The sequence below is a fragment of the Pseudaeromonas sp. HNCC25DJ182 genome, from assembly GCF_055413365.1.
Map to the genome: position 1 here is coordinate 249021 of NZ_JBVAYG010000002.1, position 23460 is coordinate 272480.

Annotated in this window: 15 protein-coding genes, 1 tRNA gene and 1 pseudogene; 5 read left to right on the forward strand and 12 right to left on the reverse strand. The window is 58.2% G+C overall.

The window, feature by feature from the left end:
* Entirely contained in the window at positions 1–918 is a 918-nt protein-coding gene (locus ACZYUB_RS03030; protein WP_463945426.1) for a LysR family transcriptional regulator, read from the reverse strand.
* Between the two features lie 149 nt (positions 919–1067).
* Here ACZYUB_RS03030 and ACZYUB_RS03035 point away from each other — a divergent pair, with 149 nt between their 5' ends.
* Complete coding sequence (locus tag ACZYUB_RS03035) at positions 1068–1931, forward strand: pirin family protein (RefSeq protein WP_463945428.1); 864 nt, start codon at positions 1068–1070, stop codon at positions 1929–1931.
* Between the two features lie 69 nt (positions 1932–2000).
* Here ACZYUB_RS03035 and ACZYUB_RS03040 read toward each other — a convergent pair whose 3' ends face one another.
* Positions 2001–2894, reverse strand: coding sequence for an MBL fold metallo-hydrolase (locus ACZYUB_RS03040; protein ID WP_463945430.1), 894 nt, complete (start codon positions 2892–2894; stop codon positions 2001–2003).
* 131 nt (positions 2895–3025) lie between these two features.
* Between ACZYUB_RS03040 and ACZYUB_RS03045 the strand changes: the two genes are divergently transcribed.
* A complete protein-coding gene (locus tag ACZYUB_RS03045) occupies positions 3026–4012 on the forward strand; it encodes a GlxA family transcriptional regulator (protein ID WP_463945432.1) in 987 nt (328 codons plus the stop codon).
* Positions 4013–4110: 98 nt separating this feature from the next.
* Here ACZYUB_RS03045 and ACZYUB_RS03050 read toward each other — a convergent pair whose 3' ends face one another.
* From ACZYUB_RS03050 to ACZYUB_RS03065, 4 genes are read right to left on the reverse strand one after another with little or no spacing between them, the layout of a single operon-like run.
* The gene (locus ACZYUB_RS03050; RefSeq protein WP_463945433.1) at positions 4111–5178 is read right to left on the reverse strand and encodes an alkene reductase; all 1068 of its coding nucleotides are present in this window, start codon (positions 5176–5178) and stop codon (positions 4111–4113) included.
* 50 nt (positions 5179–5228) lie between these two features.
* The gene (locus ACZYUB_RS03055; RefSeq protein ID WP_463945435.1) at positions 5229–6017 is read right to left on the reverse strand and encodes an SDR family NAD(P)-dependent oxidoreductase; all 789 of its coding nucleotides are present in this window, start codon (positions 6015–6017) and stop codon (positions 5229–5231) included.
* A gap of 48 nt (positions 6018–6065) precedes the next feature.
* Positions 6066–7073 (reverse strand): NADP-dependent oxidoreductase, encoded by a 1008-nt coding sequence (locus tag ACZYUB_RS03060; RefSeq protein ID WP_463945436.1) that lies wholly within the window; start codon positions 7071–7073, stop codon positions 6066–6068.
* Positions 7074–7090: 17 nt separating this feature from the next.
* On the reverse strand, positions 7091–8035 hold the full coding sequence (locus ACZYUB_RS03065) for an alpha/beta fold hydrolase (protein ID WP_463945438.1): 945 nt from the start codon (positions 8033–8035) through the stop codon (positions 7091–7093).
* Between the two features lie 107 nt (positions 8036–8142).
* On the opposite strand from ACZYUB_RS03065, the gene ACZYUB_RS03070 reads away from it, so the two are divergent.
* Positions 8143–8586 carry a winged helix-turn-helix transcriptional regulator gene (locus tag ACZYUB_RS03070; protein ID WP_463945439.1) on the forward strand — a complete coding sequence of 148 codons (444 nt, stop codon included), beginning with the start codon at positions 8143–8145 and terminating at the stop codon, positions 8584–8586.
* A gap of 159 nt (positions 8587–8745) precedes the next feature.
* Here the strand turns inward: ACZYUB_RS03070 and ACZYUB_RS03075 are convergent, their stop codons facing one another.
* The 6 genes from ACZYUB_RS03075 to ybaL form a co-directional block, all read right to left on the reverse strand.
* Positions 8746–9663, reverse strand: a complete 918-nt coding sequence (locus ACZYUB_RS03075; protein ID WP_463945441.1) for a pyridoxal-phosphate dependent enzyme — start codon at positions 9661–9663, stop codon at positions 8746–8748.
* The gene (locus ACZYUB_RS03080) at positions 9647–10063 is read right to left on the reverse strand and encodes a RidA family protein (RefSeq protein ID WP_463945442.1); all 417 of its coding nucleotides are present in this window, start codon (positions 10061–10063) and stop codon (positions 9647–9649) included. The genes ACZYUB_RS03075 and ACZYUB_RS03080 overlap by 17 nt, the downstream gene beginning before the upstream one ends.
* A 52-nt stretch (positions 10064–10115) precedes the next feature.
* The gene (locus ACZYUB_RS03085) at positions 10116–10871 is read right to left on the reverse strand and encodes a helix-turn-helix transcriptional regulator (protein ID WP_463945444.1); all 756 of its coding nucleotides are present in this window, start codon (positions 10869–10871) and stop codon (positions 10116–10118) included.
* A 565-nt stretch (positions 10872–11436) separates the two neighbouring features.
* On the reverse strand, positions 11437–12915 hold the full coding sequence (locus tag ACZYUB_RS03090) for a sensor domain-containing diguanylate cyclase (protein WP_463945446.1): 1479 nt from the start codon (positions 12913–12915) through the stop codon (positions 11437–11439).
* Positions 12916–13150: 235 nt separating this feature from the next.
* Positions 13151–13226, reverse strand: a tRNA-Phe gene (locus ACZYUB_RS03095).
* A gap of 75 nt (positions 13227–13301) precedes the next feature.
* The gene (gene ybaL, locus ACZYUB_RS03100) at positions 13302–15014 is read right to left on the reverse strand and encodes a YbaL family putative K(+) efflux transporter (protein ID WP_463945448.1); all 1713 of its coding nucleotides are present in this window, start codon (positions 15012–15014) and stop codon (positions 13302–13304) included.
* A gap of 247 nt (positions 15015–15261) precedes the next feature.
* On the opposite strand from ybaL, the gene ACZYUB_RS03105 reads away from it, so the two are divergent.
* Both ACZYUB_RS03105 and pulA read left to right on the forward strand, forming a co-directional pair.
* Positions 15262–15705: a hypothetical protein gene (locus tag ACZYUB_RS03105; protein ID WP_463945449.1), complete on the forward strand. Its 444-nt coding sequence runs from the start codon at positions 15262–15264 to the stop codon at positions 15703–15705.
* A gap of 1002 nt (positions 15706–16707) precedes the next feature.
* Positions 16708–22974 (forward strand): annotated as a pseudogene (gene pulA / locus ACZYUB_RS03110) (pullulanase-type alpha-1,6-glucosidase); the annotation flags it as partial.
* Between the last annotated feature and the right edge of the window lie 486 nt (positions 22975–23460).

The window sequence follows — 23460 nt, forward strand, 5'->3', positions numbered from 1 at the left end:
CTAGTCCCTGGCCCCCGGTGATGGTTGCAGCTCACTGAGTTTCTCAACGACCAAGTCGATAAATGCCGACACCGCCAAAGGCAGATGCCGTCGGCTTGGATAGAGCAGGTGCATGCCATGGTTGGCGCGGGTGTATTGCGGCAGTACCGGGACGAGCTGACCGGCTTGGAGGTCGCGCCAGATAACGGGTTGCGGTAGGAGTGCGATCCCCAGCCCGGCTAGCGTGGCCTTGCGCAATGCCTGGATCGTATTGCCACTGAAGCGCGGAGTTATCTGGACTTTTTCAGTGACGCCATCAGGCCCGACTAAGTTCCAGGCGGTGTAGCCGCCGGGGGCGGGAAAACTGACGCAGTCATGGTGGCTCAACTCGTACAGGGTTTCGGGGCTGCCGTGCGCGGCAATATAGGCGGGGCTAGCAACAAAGCCATCAGTGCTGGCATGTAACACTGGACGGCCTATGTAGCCGGAGTCCTGCATGGGGCCGCCGCGAAAGGCCACATCGATACGCTCGGCAATCAGATCTGTCTTCGCATCGCTGAGTACCATATCCAGCCGCACCCTCGGATGATGTGCCAGAAATTCGGCCACTGCTTCCATCTGTACAAAGTCGAAGAAATCAGCCGGTACAGCGACACGGACCAGCCCACTAGGCTCTTGGCTGCCCGTCATCAACTCCTCGGCCGCTTCGGTCAAGCCTTCAACCGCACCCGCGCAGCGTTCGTGGAATGTTTGCCCGGCGCTGGTGAGTGTGAGTTTGCGTGTGGAGCGCTGTAGCAGCCGCATGCCCAGCTGCGCCTCAAGCTGCTGAACTCGCCGGCTTACGGTGTTAGGCGGTACGCCGAGGCGTCTGGCGGCTTCGGCAAAGCTGCCATGGCGCACCACTTGTACAAATAGAGCTATGTCGTTCAGATCAACCATGAGGTGATTACCAGCCAAATTGGATGAGTTCAACCCAACCTTACCATCTAATCGACCAATGTCGGCAATTGTATCCTTATCACTTCAATGGGCTTGTTTGATTCATTCGTCATTAGGCAGGCCACTTAATCGTGATGAAGGACTCCATTATGCACACAACTACCACCTCTGTAGCGACGGCGTCGCGTGCCATCGTCTTGCGCACTCGCGGCAGCACTCATGGCTCCATTACACGACTCATGAGTCCGGGCGATCTCGGCGAATACCTGAAGCCGTTTGTATTTTTGGACCTCTTCAGCTTCAAACCTGATGGTAGGCAACAGGGCTTCGGCATGCATCCACACTCGGGGATTGCGACCTTGACCTTCACCCTGGAAGGCGACGTTGTGTATGAAGACACCACTGGGCAATCGGGACTACTGCCGTCGGGCGGCGTGGAGTGGATGCGAGCGGGCAATGGTGTCTGGCACAAAGGTGGACCGGCCGATGATTCCCGCATTCGTGGTTTCCAACTCTGGGTCGCCTTACCTGATACTGAAGAGAGCTCGCCTGCACAGAGCATTTATCTTGTGCCGTCGCAGATATCGCAACAAGGCCCGGCACGTGTGCTGCTGGGGCGCTATGGCTCAGCACAGAGCCTCATTCCTGCCCCGTCCGACATGAATTACCTAGCGGTGAACTTGAAAGATGGCGAGCAGTGGCGATATGTACCGCCCTCTGGCCACAAGGTCGCTTGGTTAGCAATCAATAGCGGCCAGTTGGAGGCTGGGGAAACGGTTCATGCCGGTGAGCTGGTGATTTTCCAGGAATCCAATCAACCCATCGACTTGGTGGCGAAAGGTGAGACCTCTTTCGTGCTCGGTTCGGCAGTGAAGCATCCCCATGATCTGGTGATGGGCATCTATTCTGTGCATACCAGCGAGTCGGCTTTGGCTCAGGGGGAAGCAGAGATCCGGCGTATTGGCGCGCAGTTGCAAAACACAGGTTACTCGTCCGCAGCTTTGACTGAGTGATGGCTGACGGGACTGTGGTTTTGGGATGCAACACAATAGCGCCCACCGGTTCAAGGTGGGCGCTCGCCATCAGAACTTCATGGTTTCTCCATCCGCCGGAATGCGAACCCGTTCCTGAATACCGTGCTGCTTGACGAAATCCTGCAGCTCTTTTCGGCTCAAGGTCATGTGGTTGATGGCCTCCATATGCGAGGCAATGATGGTGGCGTTCGGCGCCGCTTGAACCGCGTGGAGCACATCATCTTTGCCCATGATGATGGAGCCGGTAAAACCAACCAGACGTGCATCGCCTGCGTTCAGCACAATCACCTCCGGTTTGAACTTGGCTAAGGTCTGATCGACCTCGGGGCGCCAGATGGTGTCACCCACCACATAGACAGTTTTTGCCCCGGGAGCCTGGAAGACGATCCCCATGGCCTGTTCCAGCAGAGCCGCAACCTGGCTATGGCTGAACATTTGGTCCGAGCCGTGTTGTCCTCCGGTCTTGGTCAGATGAACGCCCTCAAAGACGGTATCTTCCTCCAGGATACGGACATCCTTAAATCCTTGATCGCGTATTAGTTTTGCATCCGCCGCATGCTGGACAAACAGGGGGATATTTTTAGGGATGAAATTGTGGTGGCCGCCATCCCAGTGATCCAGGTGGGTGTGGCTGACGATAACGGCATCGACCCCCTTCATCACCTCGGTGACGGGTATGGGGAGATCCACCAGAGGGTTGCGCCGCTCGCTATGAAACGTGCCGGGAAAACCGGGGTATTCCCCTTTCTTGGCCAGCAAGGGATCCAGCAGGAATGTTTTGCCTGCATAGTTAATTTTTACCGTGGCGTTGCGGATTTGCTGAATTTGCACCGGTTGCGGATCCGGCTGTGCTGTCGTCTTGGTTGCACCCTGTGCCAAGGTGCTGCCTACCGCCAGGCCCAGCAGGAGGGTGATGGCTCGCATCGTGTTCATCGGTTTCATGGTTTGCTCCAACGGGTATGAATTTGTAGTGCTAGTGTGGCGGCATGGGTTTGAATTCGACATTGGCCTGAATGACAATATATGATTGTTTTAGGCCATTGTGGCGTGATCAACACCGGAAGGGGGGTCTTATGACGGGTGCATCGCCGACTCGTGTGGCGGTTCTGGCTTTCGAGGGCGTCAGCCTATTTCAGATGAGCGTGCCTTCTCTGGTATTTGGTGTGGTCAATCGGCCCCTTAATTTTCCTGAGTACGACGTGAGCTACTGTGGGCTCACGCCGGGCCGGGTGTGCAGTGACCAAGGGATTGTGATTGATGTACCGCACGATCTGTCGGCGATGAACCATGCGGACATCATCATCGTCCCTGCCTGGTCCGATCTGGCGACACCGGCCCCCAGCGAACTGACGGATCTCCTGCGCAGGGCCCATGCCCGAGGAGTGGTGATTGTTGGTCTATGCCTGGGGGCTTTTGTGCTGGGGGATGCGGGTTTACTTGATGGTCGTGAAGCGACAACCCACTGGCTGGCGCGAGAACAATTTGCGCAACGCTTTCCCCGGACTTTGTTTCGTCCCGATGTGTTGTATGTGGCGGATGATCATATCGTCACCTCGGCGGGTAACGTCGCAGCCATCGACTGTTGTCTGCATCTGTTACGGCAGCGGCATGGCTCTGATGTGGCGAACCGGATGGCTCGGCATTTAGTCACACCGCCCCATCGACAAGGTGGACAGGCCCAATATATCGAGCGTCCGGTGCCACAGATTGCCAGTGAAAACCGCCTGCAATCTGTGCTGGCATGGGCCCGCGAGCATATATCCGAGCCGTTATCGGTGGATGCTCTGGCTCGTGTCGCCATGATGAGTCGGCGGACCTTTACCCGGCGATTTAGTGAAACCACGGGTACCACGTTTATCAAGTGGCTCAATGCCGAGCGGGTGACGCTTGCCCAGCAACTATTGGAAACGACCGATATGTCCATCGAATGGATTGCTTCTGAGGTGGGGTTCGGGACGCCACTGGCCCTGCGGCAGCAATTCTCCGTGCAACTGGGCACATCCCCTTCCGAGTACCGGCGCAGTTTTTGTGATGCTCAAAACAGTCCCGGACGCCTATAGCAACTAGGCCTCACTGTGCGGTGAGGCCTGGTTGTATATGGCGCTAGAGGCGACTGTCGAGCCCGGGAGAGCGTGAGGGGCAAGCCTGGGGTCAGCCGTTAATAATCGGTGTAGCCCTCGGCGCCCGGGGTGTAAAAGGTCGCCGCGTCTGGCGCGGTCAAGGGGTGTCCCGACAGCAACTTGGCGACCAGATCCGGATTGGCGATAAACGGCCGACCGAAGGCCACCAAATCCCCCCGTTTTGCCTCGAGATCTGCATTGGCGCGGTCGACATCGTAACCTCCAGAGAGAATGTAGTACCCGTTGAAGGCGGCACGGAGCTGGGCTTTGAGTTCCGGGCTGACTTCCGGCGCGCCCATGGCGCTGTGATCCACCACGTGGATATAGAGCAGACCAAGCGTATTCAACTCCTCGATCAAACGCAGGTAGAGGTCATTCATCTCGGCATCCGCGACTTGGGCATTGAAGACGCCATAGGGCGAGATACGCATGCCGACGCGCTTGGCGCCAATGGCGGCAACGCTTGCCCGGGCGACTTCCACCGCGAAGCGGATGCGATTCTCCACCGTGCCACCCCAGCGATCCTGCCGTTGATTGGACGCCGTATTGAGAAACTGGTCGATCAGGTAACCGTTGGCGGCATGCAGTTCGACACCATCGAAGCCGGCCTGGATGGCGAGTTTCGCCGCCGCTGCATATTCGGCAATGCTATCGGCAATATCGGCCTCGCTCATTTCCTGTGGCACCGGATAAGGCTGCATGCCAGCGGAATCGGTCCAGGTTTCGCCGGGAACGGCAATTGGCGAGGGTGCTAACACGCGGGCTCCAGCTGGCATGTTGGCCGGATGGCTGACCCGGCCGGTGTGCATCAATTGCACAAAAATCTTGCTGCCAGCCTGATGGACGCCATCGGTGACTTCTCGCCAGCCCTGTACCTGCTGGTCATTGAACAGTCCGGGGATGCGGGGGTAGCCTAGGCCATTGGGCGAGGGTGAGGTGCCTTCGGTAATGATCAGTCCAGCATCCGCGCGTTGCTGATAGTAGTGAGCCATCAGCGCATTGGGCTGGTTTCCGATGGCGCGACTGCGCGTGAGCGGTGCCATGACGATGCGATTTTTCAGCGGCAAGCTGCCCAATTGGGTGGGGGTGAATAACATGCTGTTCATAGAGAGTTCCTTGGTCTTCGATTCATGTTGAGTCGGACTCAATGCCGTGCTCAGGCTTGAGGCTGATAGCGTTCGGCAGCATGGGCTTGCCGCAGGTCGGACAACAGCCCTTGGCGCGCACCATCCAGTGCATCCCAGCGTTCGGCGACATGCAGTGGCGGGATAGTCACCAACTCGCGTCGGTCGAAACCGACCAGTGCCGCATCCACCAGCTGACCCACTTCCATCACCTCGGGGAGGCTGTTGATGTCAATGCCAGCCCGCTGCCAAATCTCGGTACGGGTCGAGGCTGGCAGTACCGCCTGCACATAAACCCCCTTGGACGATAGCTCCTGATCCAATCCTTGTGACAAAAACAGCGCGAAAGCCTTGGTCGCGCCATAGATCGACATGCCGAACTCGGGCGCAAACCCGACCACTGAACCGATATTGACGATCGCCCCGGTGCCGGACTGGGCGAGGCGCGGTGCGATCGCTGCGGCGAGCCGCGTCAACGCCGTGGTGTTGAGCGTGATCAGTCGTTCGATGGCCTCGGCGGATTGCTCCAGAAAGCCCCCCGATTGAGCCATGCCGGCATTGTTAATCAAGATGCCGATACTAGTGTCATGCCGCAGGCGCGTTTCAAGGGCTGACAGCTCCGCCGGGTTGGTCAGATCCGCAGGCAGCACGTCAACGGCCACCTGGTGTTCCGCACGCAGGCGCTCGGCCAGGGTATCCAGGCGTGATTGGTCACGCGCCACCAGCACCAGGTCGTGGCCGCGGCGGGCGAAGCGCTCGGCGTAGGTGGCACCAATGCCACTGGAGGCGCCGGTGATGAAGACGGTAGGAAGTTGGGTCATGGATTTATCCTTTACGTGAGTGGTTGGGTGAGCGACAAACACAGATTGTCATTGCGCTTTGATCCTGACGACGACTTTGCCTTTGGCGTGGCCCTCGGCCAGATACTCCAGCGCCGCTTTGGCTTGTTCGAACGGGAATACCTGGTCGATCACCGGCTTGATGCGTTGAGCGTTCAGCAGGGCGCCGATTTCGGTGAGTTGGGTGCCATCGGGGTGAACGAAGAGAAACGAGTACGCGACCTTCCGCTTTGCCGCCAACCGCCTGATCTTTGCGCTCATCAGCCCGAAGACGAATCGCAACAGGACGTTCAAGCCCCTGGCTTGCGCGAATGCGGCATCCAGCGGACCAATGAGCGAAACGATCTGGCTGCCCGGTTTGAGGATGGCGATGGCTTTTGCAAGCGTATCCCCGCGGACTGTGCCCAGTACGGCGTCATAGCCGCGCAGCACGTTTTCGAATGGCTGTTGCTTGTAATCGACCACCTCATCGGCGCCCAGGTCGCGCACCAGTTCGAGGTTGCCGGTGCTGACCGTGGTGCCCACGGTGGCGCCCAAGTGCTTGGCCAGCTGGATCGCAAAGGTGCCGATCCCGCCGGATCCGGCAGGAATGAACACCTTCTGGCCCGCCTGCAGATGGGCGCGCTCTTTCAGGGCCTGCCAGGCCGTGAGACCGACCATAGGGATCGATGCCGCTTGTACGAAGTCGAGGTTTTCCGGTTTCAGCGCGGCGGCGCTTTCCGGTACCACCGCGAATTCAGCCAGCGAGCCGCGGCCCAGGTCGAAGATGCTGGCAAACACGGCATCGCCAGGCTTGAAACGAGTCACCTGGCTGCCGACGGCTATCACTATGCCCGCCAGATCGCTGCCCAGGGTGGCGGGCAGTTGAAAATGCAGAACCGGTTTGAACATGCCGGTCGGGATCATGTTGTCGATCGGATTCAGGCCAACGGCATGAACCTGTACCAGCAGTTCGTCCGCCTTCGGCGTGGGACGGGGTACATCCGCGAGTCCAATCTCCGGCGACTTGCCGTAGCGTTTGAAGGTGAGTGCTTTCATGGTTGGGTCATTCATCCTTAGCTGTGTTTGCGAGTTGGAGCCGCGTCATCCGCGAGGAATTCCAGTACCTCTGGCACAAAGCGCCGATGGTGCTGGAAGATGCCGCCGTGCCCGGAGTCGGGGTAGATAGTGAGTCGGGCATTTGGTAGGCGGCGAGCCATGTCGGCGGATAGCTTGCTGTCGACCATCAGATCATGGTCACCATTGACCACGAAAACCGGGTGCGTGATGACTGACAGATCATCGGGCACACTCAGTCCCGCGGTGCGGATCGCCTTGAGCTGGGCATACCGCGCCTGCAGGGAAATAGGGGCGTCACGGTGAGTCGTGCGCTCTTTGAGCCGGGAGAAATAGGCTTTGGCGGCGCGCTTGCCATCTGGCGTGCGGGGAAAAAATAGGAAGTGCCGTGGATCGCTCAGCGTGAGCGCCGCTTTGAGGTAAGCGCTGACGGCAATCTTGTTGATCTCATCGATACCGTCGCCGCCCCGGGGCCCCGTTCCGGCAAGGATCACCCGGCGCACCAGATCCGGCGCCTGCAGGACCACCATTTGCGCGACGCCCCCGCCCAGCGAGAAGCCGAGCAGGTCGACTTTTTTGAATCCCATGGCGCGAATAAAAGCAATGGCATCGCGCCCCATCTCCTCGATGGTCTGCGGAACCGAGCCACCCGAGGCTCCGACTCCGCGATTGTCAAACGCGATCACGCGACGTTGTGCCGCTATGCCGTCGATAACTCGCGGATCCCAGTCATCGAGCACGGCCATCAGGTGGTGCAAAAAGATCACCGGCACCTCGGAGTCAGGGCCCAGCTCTCGATAGGCAAACGAGGTCCCGTCCACGTCAATGGTGCGATTTGGAACCTCTTTCCAGGTCACATTCCCTGTCCGCTGGGTCTGGGTGACCCGGCTGATACTTGAAGGGGCTGCGGCTGCCGGGGCTATGCTTGTCTGGTGTGAACCCATGTCCGAAATCTCCGTGCTGGGTGGATTGTTGGTCGTCAGAGTGTTACTATCAAATCGATACCAACAACGTTACTATCAATTCACAATCAAGTCACTATCAAAATAGTATGGACGATAAAAATAGTTACGATACCCCATGCCCGATCGCGCGTAGCATCGCGGTTGCGGGCGATGCCTGGAGCATTCTGATCCTGCGTGATGCCCATGCTGGCCTCACGCGCTTTGACCATTTCCGGAAAAGTCTGGGCATAGCGCCGACTATGCTGACCCGCCGGCTGGCGAGCCTGACGGAGGAGGGATTGCTGGAAAAGCGCTGTTATTCCGAGCGCCCACCGCGTGAGGAGTATCTGCTGACCGCGGCCGGTCGCGACTTTCTGCCCATCCTGTTCATGATCGGCGAATGGGGACGGCAATATCGGGGCGATGACAAGATGAGCCGTTTTATCGATGTCGAGGCCGGCACAGAAATTAAACCGGTCGTGGTCGATGAAGTCACAGGAGCGAAACTTGGAACCCGAGCCATGCGCCTGGTGATGCCAGACGAGAGCTGACTGGTGGTTTGGTTGAGCAGAAGGCGCCCGGCTTCGGCCTGAAACGCTCGTCCTGACGTCATAACAAAAAGGCCCTGCATTGCTGCAGGGCATTGTGCTGTAGGGGGCCGGACTCGGAATCTGACTCTGGGCACGCGGAGGCTTATCGGGCGCGACCGGCTAACCGGCTGCGGCCCACTGGCGGATCTGCTCGATCGTGGTGGTGGCGCCGCCACAGACGATGACGGCAAGTGTCGAATAGTTATTCAGCACTGGGTGCCCATCGTACACCACCGACAGAGCCGCACCGCAGGCGGGCTCGACCAGCACACGGTGATCGGTAAGGAACTGTTCACAAGCCCCCAGCGCCGCGGGATCCGACACCTGCAGGGCCTGGATCGGATGGGAATGAGCCCAGATCAGCGCCTGATCACAGACCCGTCGTGCACCTAACGAGGTGGCCACACCGCGCACCGCAGCCAGCTCCACCGGATGACCGGCCTGTAGCGCGGCATGTAGCGAGGCGGTGCCTTCGGTCTCGACGGCGAGCACGGGGATATCTTGCCAGCCATTGCGATGCAAGCCCTCCACCACCCCACAGAGTAAGCCGCCGCCCCCGACTGAGAGCACAACCGCATCGGGTTTATGACCACTACGCGCTATTTCATCGATCATGGAGGCATGCCCTTGCCATAACAGGGGATCATCAAAGGGATGCAGGAACGCATCGCCCGCAGCCAGTAACGATTGGGCATAGGCATTGGCTTCCTGCCAGGAGGCGCCGTGCACGATCACCTCGGCCTGCTCCAACCGCAATAACTCCCTGGCTCGAGCCGGAGTGGTTTCAGGCACCACCACGATCACCGGGACGTCCAGTTGCCGTCCGGCGTACGCCACGGCAAGCCCTGCATTGCCACCAGAGGACGAAATAAAGCGCTGGGCACCCCGCGCATAATAGGTCTCGCAGGCATGGCCGATACCGCGCAGCTTGAAGGAGCCAGAGGGTTGTGCGGACTCGAATTTCAGCCAGATGGAGCGTTCGCTGCGCTCACTCAAGGCGCGAGATTCAACATATGGGGTTTCAATGTGCAGGGGCATCGGCATGGCTCCGGGGTGACGTGGATGGTTGATGGGTGCAGGCTTGCAGCTCGATCTCGACGTCCAGCCCAAACGCCAGCTGGCAACTGACCACAGAGCGAGCCGGGAATCCCGCCGGGAAATGGCGCTGATACTCCTGATTGAATGCGGCGAAATGGGCCATATCCGAAAGCCAGACCGTGACTTTCACCACCTGCTCCCAGGCTCCGCCGCAGGCGATCAGCGTCCGTTGCAGATTGTTCAGGATCAGGCGGGTCTGGGTCGGAACATCCCCGAACCGCGGGTTGCCACTGTCATCCATCGCGACCTGGCCCGAGAGAAACAAAAAACCATTGGCCGCGACCGCTTTGGCAAACGGGAAGGGCAATTCAGTGGGATAGCGGATAATGGATTGGCTCATGCTGGATTGACTCATGCTGGGTTATCAGGGGGAGCTCTTCCGAGCGGCGTCGTTACCGCTCGGCCGTCCGGGTGGTCGGTGTCGATTTGATCTCATCCAGATAGTTGTAAATGGTGTAGCGGCTGACGCCGAGGGCGGCGGCAGCCTTCTCAATCCCGCCCTTGACGATGAACATGCCCCGTTCATGCATCTGGCGTACGGCGTCAAGCTTCGCCTGTTTCTTCATGGCGCTATTGCTGGCGGCGGTGGTGCTGAGTGCGGACTGGATAATCTCGGCCATCAGTAATTCCATATCCGGTTGCTCGATGCTCTTGACCTCGGTGACGCTGCTGGTGCCGAGCAGCTGGTCGAGACAGGCGCGTGCCGCGTGCAGACCCGAGAGATCGGCATTGATGCAAAACCCGGCAAAGGGCGTGCCGTGACTATCCCGATAGATAGCCGTTGCGCTGTGCAGTACCGCCCCCGAGGCGAGTCGGGTTTCATAGTTTTCCAGTACTACAGGGTTCTCCAGCACCACGGGCTCCGGGCTGGCGGTTTCCCCCGGGGTCTGGACCACGGCATTGAAGCCCAGATCCTGGCCGGGTCCTGCCAGCACCGGGCTGCCGACCACGCGCCCTGTGATATGACCATTGGCGATTGCGACCACCGAGTGCTCAGGGTTCGTCAAATCGTGCAGGACCACTTCGGTATTCTTGCCGACGATGCTGCCGACGGTCTTCACCACGCTGCTCAAGACAGTGAACACCAGTTGCCGCTCGGCATTCAGGTCCAGACGTTCGGCTTCGGGCAGGGGATGGTTGTTGGGCATGTGATAAGACTCGGCTGATGGGTGGAGCGCGCAGGCGCAATAACGGCAAGCTATCAACATAAAGTTGAAAGATCAACAAAATGTTTACTTGTCGTGGCTCAGGTGAGGGGTTCCGTTGCGCCCGCCCTGATGCTGCAGGGATCCCTGGCGTTACCCTGTCGCTGTGGTGAGCGACCAGCTATTCGGAATAACAATGTAGAACATATATCCAGATAATAGTGAGTTGTGATATTGCTCTGACCAATTGCGTCGAATAATAACAAGTTAGATATGGCGATATTCTATTTGGATTATCTATGGATTCATGTTTATTTAAATCGAATCTTCAGTGTCGTTAATTAAATTGATATGGTTTTATTTTTCAGTTCTCATGGCGTGCCATTTATAAGTGAAATAGGGAACAATGCTTGTTCTGGTTAAATATTGGTGCCGGCGTTTGGGTTAGCGCGGGGGATTGTTATTTTTCAACGAAAATATCAGAGCTGAAAATTAATAATCGATTTGCCACTCACAAGTAAATGGAACCAATAGGATGGCCGGTAATCCACTTTCCGGTATTAAGTTCTTACTCATGAGAATCATGAACGGCAACCTGATTACGGCCTGACTCCTTAGCTTGATAGAGTGCAAAATCTGCGCGTTGCAACAGCGCTTCAAAGCTTGAGTCTTCAGGTCGTAAAGATGCAACACCAATGCTTATGGTATGGCGAATAACTTGGTCATCGTCGGCCTTCGCATCGTCGGATTTTTCAACGGCAACACGCAAACGTTCTGCTAGCGATACCGCGCCTTGTACATCTGTTTCTGGCAAAATTGCGGTGAACTCCTCACCGCCTAAACGGCCGCAGATGTCGGTGTTTCGCAACATATTTCGTAATTGCTTCGCAATATTAAAAATAACGCGATCGCCAATCGGGTGCCCCCAATGGTCATTAATTTTCTTGAAGCAGTCTATATCGATCATCAATATTGCAAGAGGCTTTTTATAACGAATGGCCCGGACAGTTTCTTGCTCACCGCACCTAAAAAGGTAACGACGGTTGGCAATCCCAGTGAGTGAGTCTGTGGTGGCAAGAATATTTAAAGTCCGACTCTGTTCGACAGTTTTTAGATGGGTCCGCAAGAAGGCGATGGATAGCAAGGCAAGCACCATGTAGCCACATGCGAATTGCCAAGCGCGTTGTTGCCAACCTTTGAGTGCAGAGGACTTGTCATAGCCAACAATAGTTATGAACGGGAAGTGTTCCAGTCGGCTCAGACCAAATATGCGTTCCCGGTTATCAAGCGGAGAGGTCGCGGTGAACGTCATAGTGCCGTTTACATGTTCGAACATGGGTTGGCCGAGAGGGGCAACGGTGCGCTTTCCCAAGTCTTTTAGTCGTGCGGGGTTACGAGCGATAACAACGCCTTCTCTATCGATAATGGTCTGCACGTCGTACCTGTTGACGGCGAATGTTTCGATCCAATGTTGGGCATAATCCAATTCGATGACCGCCATGGCGGCTGCTTGAATTCTGCCCTGCTTCGAATAAATAACCCGAGACATCAGAACTACGGGTTTACCATTTGCAGATTTTTCTGCCGGCATGTATTGGACATGTAAATTGGTCCCAGTGGTTTGATTTGGGGTCAGGCAAAAGCTCTGGTTACTTTTTTTGAATAGCAAATTCACTCGTTTTCCCATGGCTGTGAATATGCAATTTTCATCAAGAATTGCTAACTGAGTGAGCGCAGGTACCGTCGCCAGTTTTTTTTCGAGTAGTGGTGTTAGATCGGCCAAGGGAGATTGGTTTGCAATGGCCATATCGATGTGATCAGTGACATCGCGTAATACATAGTCAGCCGCAATAAACGTATCACCAAACAGACTACTGATGAGCTGGCTTTTGTGCATGGCTAGGCGTGAGGTCTCTTCGAGCGTGCGTTCTCGTTCGCGCCAAAAATCGTAGGTCAACCACATGGCCATCGCAATCAAGAGAATGATGAGCAGGCTATAGGCAGTGGCCGGGCAAGCGAAGGGCTTTTTTGATGGTGATGTATACATAACGAAATACTCTGTGAATTGCCCCAAGAATCTTAGCCGCTGAATGGTTGCGATAGAAACCGTTCTTAAAACTCTATCGGCGAGAGCCTTGATTCGCCACTCATAACAGTCAAGGAGTGAAGGCGTTTCTAGTTCTCCGGTCACCGCGCAGTCCAGGCCGACCGGAAGGTGCCAGTTTTCGACCAGACGCGCATAGCAAAAAGGCCTCACATTGCTGTGAGGCCTTTTTTGTATGTGGTGCCCGGACTCGGAATCGAACCAAGGACACGCGGATTTTCAATCCGCTGCTCTACCGACTGAGCTATCCGGGCGTGGCGCGCATTAAACCCGTTTCAGCTAATGCTTGTCAATGTGATTCTACCGTTCTGGGAGCGGTGGGCGATTTTTTATGCCGCCCGTGGGCTATCGTCTGGCGTCGAGTCGGGCGTTGCCGTCGGCAGCAGCGCAATCAGCCGGCTGGCAATCTCGGCGGCGCCATTGACCACCTGAGTGGCACCCTGCTTCTCCAGCCAGGCCACCTCCTCACCCAGATAGGCGCAGGCCAGTATGGGCAACGAATTGCCTGCCCGTTGGCTGGCGATGATCTCACCCGCCTCGAAGCTGTTGGGGATGGCCACAATCAGGGCTCTCGCCTGGCCAATTCCTGCCTGGTTCAGGGTGTCCGGTAACACCGCATTGCCGCGGATGACGGTATGCCCCTGAGCCCGCAGGCGTCCGGTTTGCTGGGCATCCAGCTCGACGATGACCAGCGGGATCTCGTTCTGTTGCAGGCGTTGGGCAACCAGGCTGCCGATCCGGCCGCCGCCGACCAGGATCACATGGTCGTGCGACTGCAGCGGAATATCTACCTCCGGCATGGCTTCGGGGCCGGGTGGCCCCAGGGTATCGCTGGTCGTGGTGTCCGGCTCCTGGGGCTGGCTGGCGCGGCGATCCAGCCAGGCAAACAGAAACGGATTGATCAGGATGGAGAGGATGGCGCCCGCCAGCACTATGTCCCGTGCCTGGGTGGGCAGCAGCTCCAGGGTGATACCTAGCCCCAGCAAGATAAAGGAGAATTCACCGATCTGCGCCAGGCTGGCGGAGATGGTCAGGGCGGTGCGGCGATCATGGCCGAACAGCCGCACTATGCCATAGGCGGCGAGGGATTTACCCAGCACGATAATCAGCAAGGTGGCGACCACGGCTAATGGCTCATTGAGCAGGATCGCCGGATTGAACAGCATGCCCACCGAGACAAAAAACAGCACCGCGAAGGCATCGCGCAGCGGCAGTGAATCATTGGCAGCCTTGTGGCTCAGCTCCGAGCCATTGAGGACGATACCGGCGAAGAAAGCACCCAGGGCAAACGAGACATCAAACAGCTGTACGGCACCGAAGGCGATCCCCAAGGCGATGGCCAGCACGGCCAGGGTGAACAGTTCGCGCGAGCCTGTCGCGGCGCTGCGCGCCAGGATCCAGGGGATCAGGCGACGGCCAACCACGATCATCAGGATGATAAAGGTGGCGACCTTGCCCAGCGTCAGTAGCACCTCGCCGAGCAGATGGGACAGGGTCGGGGATTGAGCTTCATCGCCGGTCAGATTGGCCAGCAACGGCAGCAGGACCAGTGCCAAGACCATCACCAGATCCTCGACAATCAGCCAGCCTACCGCAATCTTACCCTCCGGCGACTCCAGCATGTTGCGCGCCTCCAGAGCACGCAGCAGTACCACGGTACTGGCCACCGACAAGGAGAGGCCGAAGACGCTGGCCGCCAGTAGGGGCCAGCCGAGTAGGCTGGCCAAACCGACCCCCAGCAGGGTGGCGATGGCAATCTGACCAATAGCGCCGGGTACGGCAATACGTTTGACGGCCATCAGATCCTGGAGTGAAAAGTGCAGCCCGACGCCAAACATCAGCAGGATCACCCCGAGTTCAGCCAGCTCGGGCGCTATTTCGCCATCGGCGACATAGCCTGGAGTGAAGGGACCGCAGAGTACTCCGGCAATCAGGTAACCCACCATGGGCGATAGTCGTAGGCGATGAGCCAGCATGCCGAAGATAAAGGCCAGAACGAGTGATCCCACCAGCGTGGTGATCAGGGGAAGGGAATGGGGCATAGCTCACCTCAGGTCGATGGGCTGCACGAAAAAACAGCCTGGGGTGGAAAGAAAAACCTCGTTGATTTTTAACTGCAGACAAGAATAACAAGATTTAAGCGCTGATGTTGCAGCAATCTGTGTTGCAAGATGAACCTTGTTTAAACGGGGTAACAAACCGGACACGGAGGAAACTGTGTCGTGCTTCAAACGCCGGGTCGCGACAGTCGGTTAGCATGGAGACCTGTCTGGCAACAGGAGTTGAATCATGGGGTCACACTCTTCCACCGCCTCGGCCCGGGGCCGAGCTCACAAGCCCGCCACTCACCACCACAGCACCACGGCAACCGAGTCGTTGCCCTCCATCTGGTGGTGGCTGGCCATAGGGGCCATCGTCGCCTTGATGGTCTGGGGGGGGGTTGAAGTGCTACTCAGCAACCGGTTGACGCCGGTGATGCAGTTGTTGCTGCTTGGAGTCATTGCCTTACCGTTGATGATGAGCCGCAACTGGTGGTGGCATCCCCAGCGCAAGGGGCCTCAGACCCGGGCGATTTATGTATTGCTGTCGGCAGGGCTGCTATTCAGTGTGTTCGGCAACCTGCTGGAGGCGATGCTGGGGCAACAGTTACCCCGGCTATTTCTGTATCCATCTTTACTGGCATTGCTGGGCTTGCTGCTGATGTGGCGCTGGTGGCGTCCGCACAAACGATAAAAACACTCTTGGTGGCTCAATAATTGACAATGACAAGCGACAACGGGGCACATTGAGTGCCCCGTTGTCGTTTCTGCTGAGATGTTGTCGTCTGAGACGTGTCTGACAGCGAACAACAGCGTGGTTGACGCATGGGTTCCTGCGTCAAATTGAGCAAGAAGCGAAACCTTCGGCTTTTTTGTTATTTTTATCATTAGTGTAACGTTTAACTTCTCGGGATTGATAGAGGTCACACTATTGAAAAAAAACGCTTTGAAATCATTTTCTTAGAGTTTTTGCGCGATGAGCTTTTGTCGTCATGATCACGGTTGCACCAAAGCCGCACAAATAATATGCGCCCTCCTTGCCACTCGGCAGAAAAATGTCCCGTTTTATTAAGAAATCACACAATAAAGTTCATAGGTGTTACTCATGACGATGAAACCGACCAAGGTCGCGCTGGCGATCGTGTCACTTCTTTCCCTGTTATCCGGTTGTGGAGATAGCGGGGATACAGAGGTTCCGGCCAATAAACTAGAAGTGACGGCCATTGATGGGTATCTGCGCCACGCGCAAGTCTGGCTCGATTTGAATCGTAATCAGCTATTGGACGACAACGAACCTAGCGCCGAAACGGGGGATGGTGGTAAGGCGACGCTGGATGTAAGTGGCATTGCCGGTAGCGTCGGTGACTACCCCCTGATGAGCCGGATCATTGCAGGCAAGACGATTGATGAGGATCATCCTGACCAAGTTTTGGCGCGGGATTATCTGATGAGCGCACCAGCCGGTTATCGGGTTATCACCCCTCTGACAACCCTGCTGGCACTGCAGGTATCCACGGGACAAAGTCTGACGGTAGCGGAGCAGGAACTGCGCACCCAACTGTCTCAACCCGATGCCGTTCTGAATGGGGACTATCTGGCCAGCGGTGATGGGCTGCTGGCGGATAGTGCCCGTGTCTTGGCCGATCTGCTGCCAACGACAGCCAGTGATATGGCTGCTGAGGGTCAAGAACAGCAAATGAGTCAGGGTGTTGCATTGCTTGGGCAGGAAATAACGCAGCAGCGGAGCACCAATGGCAAGGTTGATCTAGGGGGAATTTCGGTCGTTTATGTTGCCGAGCAACAGCAAGTTTCGCTACGCAAAGATCGCGATCACGATGGGGTGGCGGATACCGACGATGTTTTCCCGGATGATGGCCAGGAATCGCTGGATACCGATCTGGACGGTCTTGGTAACAATGCCGATCTGGATGATGACAACGACGGCTGGGGTGACGCCGACGAGCTGCGGTTACACAGCGAGCCGTTGAATGCGGCCAGCAAGCCAGCGGATCTGGATGGTGATCGGATCGCCGATGGCGACGATGAGGATCGGGATGGCGATGGCGCAGCCAACGCCGAGGATGCCTTCCCGGATAACCAGGCCGAGTCCTTGGACACCGATCAGGATGGGCAGGGTGATAATGCTGATACTGATGATGACAACGATGATTGGTCTGACGTGGATGAACTGCGGTTAGGTTCTGATCCGAAAGACCCCAAGGCTAAACCTTCCGCTGATCAGAGTGACGATCGCGACGGTGATGGCGTGGCCAACGCCGAGGATGCCTTCCCGGATAACAAGGCCGAGTCCGGCGATAACGACCGCGACGGCAAGGGAGACAATGCCGATAGCGATGACGACAACGACGGCTGGAGTGACGCCGACGAGCTGCGGTTGCACAGCGAGCCGCTGAATGCGGCGAGCAAGCCAGCGGATCTGGATGGCGATCGGATCGCCGATGGCGACGATGAGGATCGGGATGGCGATGGTGTCGCCAACGCCGAGGATGCCTTCCCGGATAACAAGGCCGAGTCCGGCGATAACGACCGTGACGGCAAGGGAGACAATGCCGATAGCGATGACGACAACGACGGCTGGAGTGACGCCGACGAGCTGCGGTTGCACAGCGAGCCGCTGAACGCGGCCAGCAAGCCAGCGGATCTGGATGGTGATCGGATCGCCGATGGCGACGATGAGGATCGGGATGGCGATGGTGTTGCCAACGCCGAGGATGCCTTCCCGGATAACCAGGCCGAGTCCCGCGATAACGACCGTGACGGCAAGGGAGACAATGCCGATCTGGATGATGACAACGACGGCTGGAGTGACGCCGACGAGCTGCGGTTGCACAGCGAGCCGCTGAACGAGGCCAGCAAGCCAGCGGATCTGGATGGCGATCGGATCGCCGATGGCGAAGATGGCGATCGGGATGGCGATGGTGTCGCCAACGCCGAGGATGCCTTCCCGGATAACAAGGCCGAGTCCGGCGATAACGACCGCGACGGCAGCGGGGATAACGCCGATAGCGATGATGACAACGATGGCTGGAGCGATAGTGACGAGCTGCGGTTGCACAGCGAGCCGCTGAATGCGGCCAGCAAGCCTGCGGATCTGGATGGCGATCGGATCGCCGATGGCGAAGATGGCGATCGGGATGGCGATGGTGTCGCCAACGCCGAGGATGCCTTCCCGGATAACAAGGCCGAGTCGGGCGATAACGACCGCGACGGCAAGGGAGACAATGCCGATAGCGATGACGACAACGACGGCTGGAGTGACGCCGACGAGCTGCGGTTGCACAGCGAGCCGCTGAATGCGGCCAGCAAGCCAGCGGATCTGGATGGCGATCGGATCGCCGATGGCGACGATGAGGATCGGGATGGCGATGGCGCAGCCAACACCGAGGATGCCTTCCCGGATAACAAAGCCGAGTCCCGCGATAACGACCGCGACGGCAAGGGAGACAATGCCGATAGCGATGACGACAACGACGGCTGGAGTGACGCCGACGAGCTGCGGTTGCACAGCGAGCCGCTGAATGCGGCCAGCAAGCCAGCGGATCTGGATGGCGATCGGATCGCCGATGGCGACGATGAGGATCGGGATGGCGATGGTGTCGCCAACGCCGAGGATGCCTTCCCGGATAACCAGGCCGAGTCCCGTGATAACGACCGCGACGGCAGCGGGGATAACGCCGATAGCGATGATGACAACGACGGCTGGAGCGATAGTGACGAGCTGCGGTTGCACAGCGAGCCGCTGAATGCGGCCAGCAAGCCAGCGGATCTGGATGGTGATCGGATCGCCGATGGCGACGATGAGGATCGGGATGGCGATGGTGTCGCCAACGCCGAGGATGCCTTCCCGGATAACAAGGCCGAGTCCCGTGATAACGACCGCGACGGCAAGGGAGATAATGCCGATAGTGATGATGACAACGACGGCTGGAGTGACGCCGACGAGCTGCGGTTACACAGCGAGCCGCTGAACGCGGCCAGCAAGCCAGCGGATCTGGATGCTGATCGGATCGCCGACGGCGACGATGAGGATCGGGATGGCGATGGTGTCGCCAACGCCGAGGATGCCTTCCCGGATAACCAGGCCGAGTCGGGCGATAACGACCGCGACGGCAGCGGGGATAACGCCGATAGCGATGACGACAACGACGGCTGGAGTGACGCCGACGAGCTGCGGTTGCACAGCGAGCCGCTGAACGCGGCCAGCAAGCCGGCAGATCTAGATGGCGATCGGATCGCCGATGGCGAAGATGGCGATCGGGATGGCGATGGTGTCGCCAACGCCGAGGATGCCTTCCCGGATAACCAGGCCGAGTCCCGCGATAACGACCGTGATGGCAGCGGGGATAACGCCGATGGCGATGATGACAACGACGGCTGGAGCGATAGTGACGAGCTGCGGTTGCACAGCGAGCCGCTGAACGCGGCCAGCAAGCCGGGCGATCAGGATGGCGATGGCATCGCGGATGCGGACGATGAGGATCGGGATGGCGATGGTGTCGCCAACGCTATCGATGCGTTTCCGGATAATAAGGACGAATCAGCGGACAGCGATGGCGACGGTGTCGGCGATCATGCCGATGCCTTCCCGCTGGACAAAAATGAGTCACAAGATAGCGATGGTGATGGCGTCGGTGACCATGCCGATGCCTTCCCGTTGGATAACACCGAGGTGCGAGATACCGATCGGGATGGGCAGGGGGACCATGCCGATACCGACGATGACAACGATGGCTGGTCCGATGTTGACGAACTGCGTCTGGGCACGGATCCGCTGAACGCCGCTAGTCAGCCCGCCGATCAGGATGGCGACAAGGTCGCGGACAGCGAGGATGCGTTCCCGCTGGACCGTTTCGAGAGCCGGGATAGTAACCAGGATGGTTGGGGGGATTTTGCCTCCAGCGACGATGATGGTGATGGCATCCCCGATAGCCTCGATCCGACGCCGACCGGCTCGGCGGGGGAGTCGACCGCGGTGACCACCTATACTGAGGCGTTGATCTATTACAAGCGTGCCGATGGCGATTACACCGGCTGGGGCGTGCATCTGTGGAACAACGGCAACTGCAGTAGCGTGGCCAGTGATACGCCTTGGAATTCACCCTTCACGGCGGGTGAGCCGGCTGGCGAGAAGGGGATGCTGTATCGGGTGCCATTGAAGTCCGGGCATAGTGACTGTCTGAATTTTGTCATTCACAAGGGGGATAGCCGGGCCTGGGGGGGCGATGCCTATCTCGATCTGCGCCAGGGGAATAGCGTCTATACCTTCGACGGCAATCCCACGCTTTATTATCAACAACCGGCGCAGACCCCGGTGGTGATCAAGGATGCCTCGGCACACTGGCTGTATCGCGATACGCTGGCCTGGAATGGCCCAACGGGTGCTGACCATTATGAACTCTGGGCCACGCCGCAGGGCGATGCCGATCTCAGTCGGCCGGAGCGCTTTACTCGGCAGCGGATTGAATACACCGGCAAGGTGTACGGCGATCGCTTCCCGCATCTGAATGGGCGTTCCACCTTCAGCACCGGTTTGTCCGCCGCCCAGGCAAAGGCGCTGCTGAAACAGGAGCTGTTGGCCGTCGCGGTCGATGCCGCGGGCAAGGCGCTGGCCGCCACCCGCGTACAGACGCCGTTCGTGCTGGATGATCTCTATACCGCAGGATCGAATGATGCCGACGAGGCGCGACTGGGTAGCTGGATCGAGGCCGGTCAGGCCAAGTTCCGGTTATGGGCGCCGACGGCGCAGCGGGTGGAGCTCTACCTGTACGATGCGCAGAAACGTCCTCTGCCGCAGGATCCGATCACGCTGACGGAAGATCCCAATACCGGCATCTGGCGTCATGATGGCGATGCGACCTTGCAAGGCTGCTACTATCGCTACCGGGTACAGGTGTTCCATCACAAGACCGGCAAGCTGGAGTGGGTGACGACGACCGATCCCTACTCGCTGTCGCTGAGTACCGGCAGTCGATACTCACAGTTGGTGGATATGGCCCAGGCGCAAACCAAGCCGGATGGCTGGGATAGCCAGACGGTTCCGCCGATCAATAAGCCGGAAGATAACATTCTGTACGAGCTGCAAATTCATGACTTCAGCATGAATGACAGCAAGGGCACCCGGGCCCTGAATGGCAAATATCTGGCCTTCACCGAAGGCGAGCGCGACAGCGTCAAGCATTTGCAGTCGCTGCGTGAGGCCGGGCTCAACACCATCCATCTGATGCCCAGTTACGACATCGCCAGCCTGCCGGAGAACTCGAGCCAGCGCATGGATCTGGACGATGACATCAGCAAGCTGTGTGATGCGCAGCAGGGGATCAACCCGAAGGCGGCGATCTGCAGCAAGGCCAGCTCCGGCACCTTGCAGTCGATCCTGGCCGCGCTGGATCCAACCACCGGAGATGCCCAGCAACTGATGGCGGATATCCGTCCCATCGACGGTTACAACTTTGGTTACGACCCGTACCACTACACGGCACCGGAAGGCAGCTATGCCAATGACAGCGAGGGGATGCCGCGGATCCGCGAATACCGCACCATGGTCAAGACCCTGCATGACATGGGTTTCCGGGTCATTCAGGACGTGGTCTACAACCACACCTTTGCCTCGGCGCTCTACAACAACTCGGTGCTGGACAAGGTCGTACCCGGTTACTACCACAGACGCAACCCGGATAACGGCTATGTCGAGAGCTCGACCTGCTGCGACAACACGGCATCCGAGCACCGGATGTTCAGCAAGCTGTTCACCGACAGCCTGGTGACTTGGGCCCAGCAGTACAAGATCGACGGTTTCCGTTTCGATCTGATGGGCTTCTTGATGCGTGCGGATGTCGAGCGCGCCTTCAACGAGGTGAAGAAGGTCGACCCGGATACCTGGTTCTATGCCGAGGGCTGGGACTTTGGTGAAACGGCTAACAATGCGCGTGGCGTGAATGGCACCCAATGGAACATGGCTGGCTCCGGCTTTGGTAGCTACAACGACCGTCTGCGGGACGCGGTACGCGGGGCGAATGCCGACCCGATGAACGATGTGCCTGGCTATGCCAATGCCGGCGATCGATTCGATGCGGCCATGAACACCAAGATGGATCTGGTGCGGTTGGGCATGACGGGCTCCTTGCAGGATTTCCCGTTACCGACCGCCTCCGGTGCCACCGTGCTGGGTAAGAACTACGATTTCGGCGGTAAGGGGGCTGGCTATGCCATGGATCCGCAGGAATCGGTCAACTATGTCTCCAAACATGACAACCAGGAGTTGTGGGACATCATTCAGTACAAGGCCAAGAGCGACGTCTCGGTGGCCGATCGGGCGCGCATGCAGGTCATCGGCATGTCGACCGTGCTGCTGGGGCAGGGCGTCCCCTTCCTGCATATGGGCTCTGAGCTGCTGCGTTCGAAGTCGATGGAGCGCGACAGCTATGACTCCGGCGACTGGTACAACCGTGTCGACTTCAGCATGCAGAGCAACAACTGGAATGTTGGTCTGCCGCGGCAGGATAAGGATGGTAGTAACTGGACCTGGATCAAGAGCATCGTCAGCAATCCGAATACCCAGGCAACCCCGGCGTTGATCGCCTGGAGTGATGCGCGCTTCAAGGAGTTGCTGAAGATCCGCTCCGGCAGTGAACTGCTGCGCCTGGGGACCAGCAACGAAATCGTCAAACGGGTGAAGTTCCACAATACCGGGCCTGGGGCCAAGGCCGGCACCATTGTCATGACGGTTGATGATGGCGTGGCGATGGGCAAGGATCTGGACTCGAACGTCCAGGCTCTGGCGGTGGCCATCAATGCCAGCCAGTGGGAGCAGCGCGTCGCGATCCCGGGGGCCAGTGACTTTGTGCTGCATCCGGTGTTGGTGGCGGGCAACGAAGATCGGATCAAGTGGGCGCGGGTGGAAAATGGCGAGCTGGTGATCCCGGGGCTGACCGCCGCGGTGTTCGTCAAGCCGCAGGGCAGTACCCAGGGTCCCGGCATGGATGTGGCTCCGCTGGCCGAGGCTCTCTACCTGCGTGGTGGCTTCAATGGCTGGGATACCTCCTTGCCGCTGAGCTATCAGGGGGCGGGGCGCTATGAAGGCAGCGTGGAGCTGACGGCAGGTGTTAGTCAGGCGTTCAAGATTGCCGCTGCCGTGTGGGGTTCACCGCATCCGGAATACAACAAGTGGAACGTGACGAGCGGGATCGGCTCCTATACGTTCGACAAGCTGGATAGTGGCGACCTGCGCATCACGGCGACTCAGAGCGGTAGTTATCGATTCATGCTGGATCTGGGCAACCTGAGTCAGCCGAAACTGACGATCGTCGCGCCGGGTAGTGTGGCGCCACCCTACTGGAATGAAACCCTGTCCGCCCTCGGCGCAAGCCTGAGTTATCAGGGCAACGGTCTGTATCAAGGCCGCAGCAATTATCTGCAACCCGGGGTGTAC

What these genes read in the sequence shown, in the direction of transcription:
- ACZYUB_RS03030 (WP_463945426.1), bottom strand. Translation starts at nt 918, where the DNA reads ATGGTTGATCTGAACGACATAGCTCTATTTGTACAAGTGGTGCGCCAT.
- ACZYUB_RS03035 (WP_463945428.1), top strand. Translation starts at nt 1,068, where the DNA reads ATGCACACAACTACCACCTCTGTAGCGACGGCGTCGCGTGCCATCGTC.
- ACZYUB_RS03040 (WP_463945430.1), bottom strand. Translation starts at nt 2,894, where the DNA reads ATGAAACCGATGAACACGATGCGAGCCATCACCCTCCTGCTGGGCCTG.
- ACZYUB_RS03045 (WP_463945432.1), top strand. Translation starts at nt 3,026, where the DNA reads ATGACGGGTGCATCGCCGACTCGTGTGGCGGTTCTGGCTTTCGAGGGC.
- ACZYUB_RS03050 (WP_463945433.1), bottom strand. Translation starts at nt 5,178, where the DNA reads ATGAACAGCATGTTATTCACCCCCACCCAATTGGGCAGCTTGCCGCTG.
- ACZYUB_RS03055 (WP_463945435.1), bottom strand. Translation starts at nt 6,017, where the DNA reads ATGACCCAACTTCCTACCGTCTTCATCACCGGCGCCTCCAGTGGCATT.
- ACZYUB_RS03060 (WP_463945436.1), bottom strand. Translation starts at nt 7,073, where the DNA reads ATGAAAGCACTCACCTTCAAACGCTACGGCAAGTCGCCGGAGATTGGA.
- ACZYUB_RS03065 (WP_463945438.1), bottom strand. Translation starts at nt 8,035, where the DNA reads ATGGGTTCACACCAGACAAGCATAGCCCCGGCAGCCGCAGCCCCTTCA.
- ACZYUB_RS03070 (WP_463945439.1), top strand. Translation starts at nt 8,143, where the DNA reads ATGGACGATAAAAATAGTTACGATACCCCATGCCCGATCGCGCGTAGC.
- ACZYUB_RS03075 (WP_463945441.1), bottom strand. Translation starts at nt 9,663, where the DNA reads ATGCCCCTGCACATTGAAACCCCATATGTTGAATCTCGCGCCTTGAGT.
- ACZYUB_RS03080 (WP_463945442.1), bottom strand. Translation starts at nt 10,063, where the DNA reads ATGAGCCAATCCATTATCCGCTATCCCACTGAATTGCCCTTCCCGTTT.
- ACZYUB_RS03085 (WP_463945444.1), bottom strand. Translation starts at nt 10,871, where the DNA reads ATGCCCAACAACCATCCCCTGCCCGAAGCCGAACGTCTGGACCTGAAT.
- ACZYUB_RS03090 (WP_463945446.1), bottom strand. Translation starts at nt 12,915, where the DNA reads ATGTATACATCACCATCAAAAAAGCCCTTCGCTTGCCCGGCCACTGCC.
- ybaL (WP_463945448.1), bottom strand. Translation starts at nt 15,014, where the DNA reads ATGCCCCATTCCCTTCCCCTGATCACCACGCTGGTGGGATCACTCGTT.
- ACZYUB_RS03105 (WP_463945449.1), top strand. Translation starts at nt 15,262, where the DNA reads ATGGGGTCACACTCTTCCACCGCCTCGGCCCGGGGCCGAGCTCACAAG.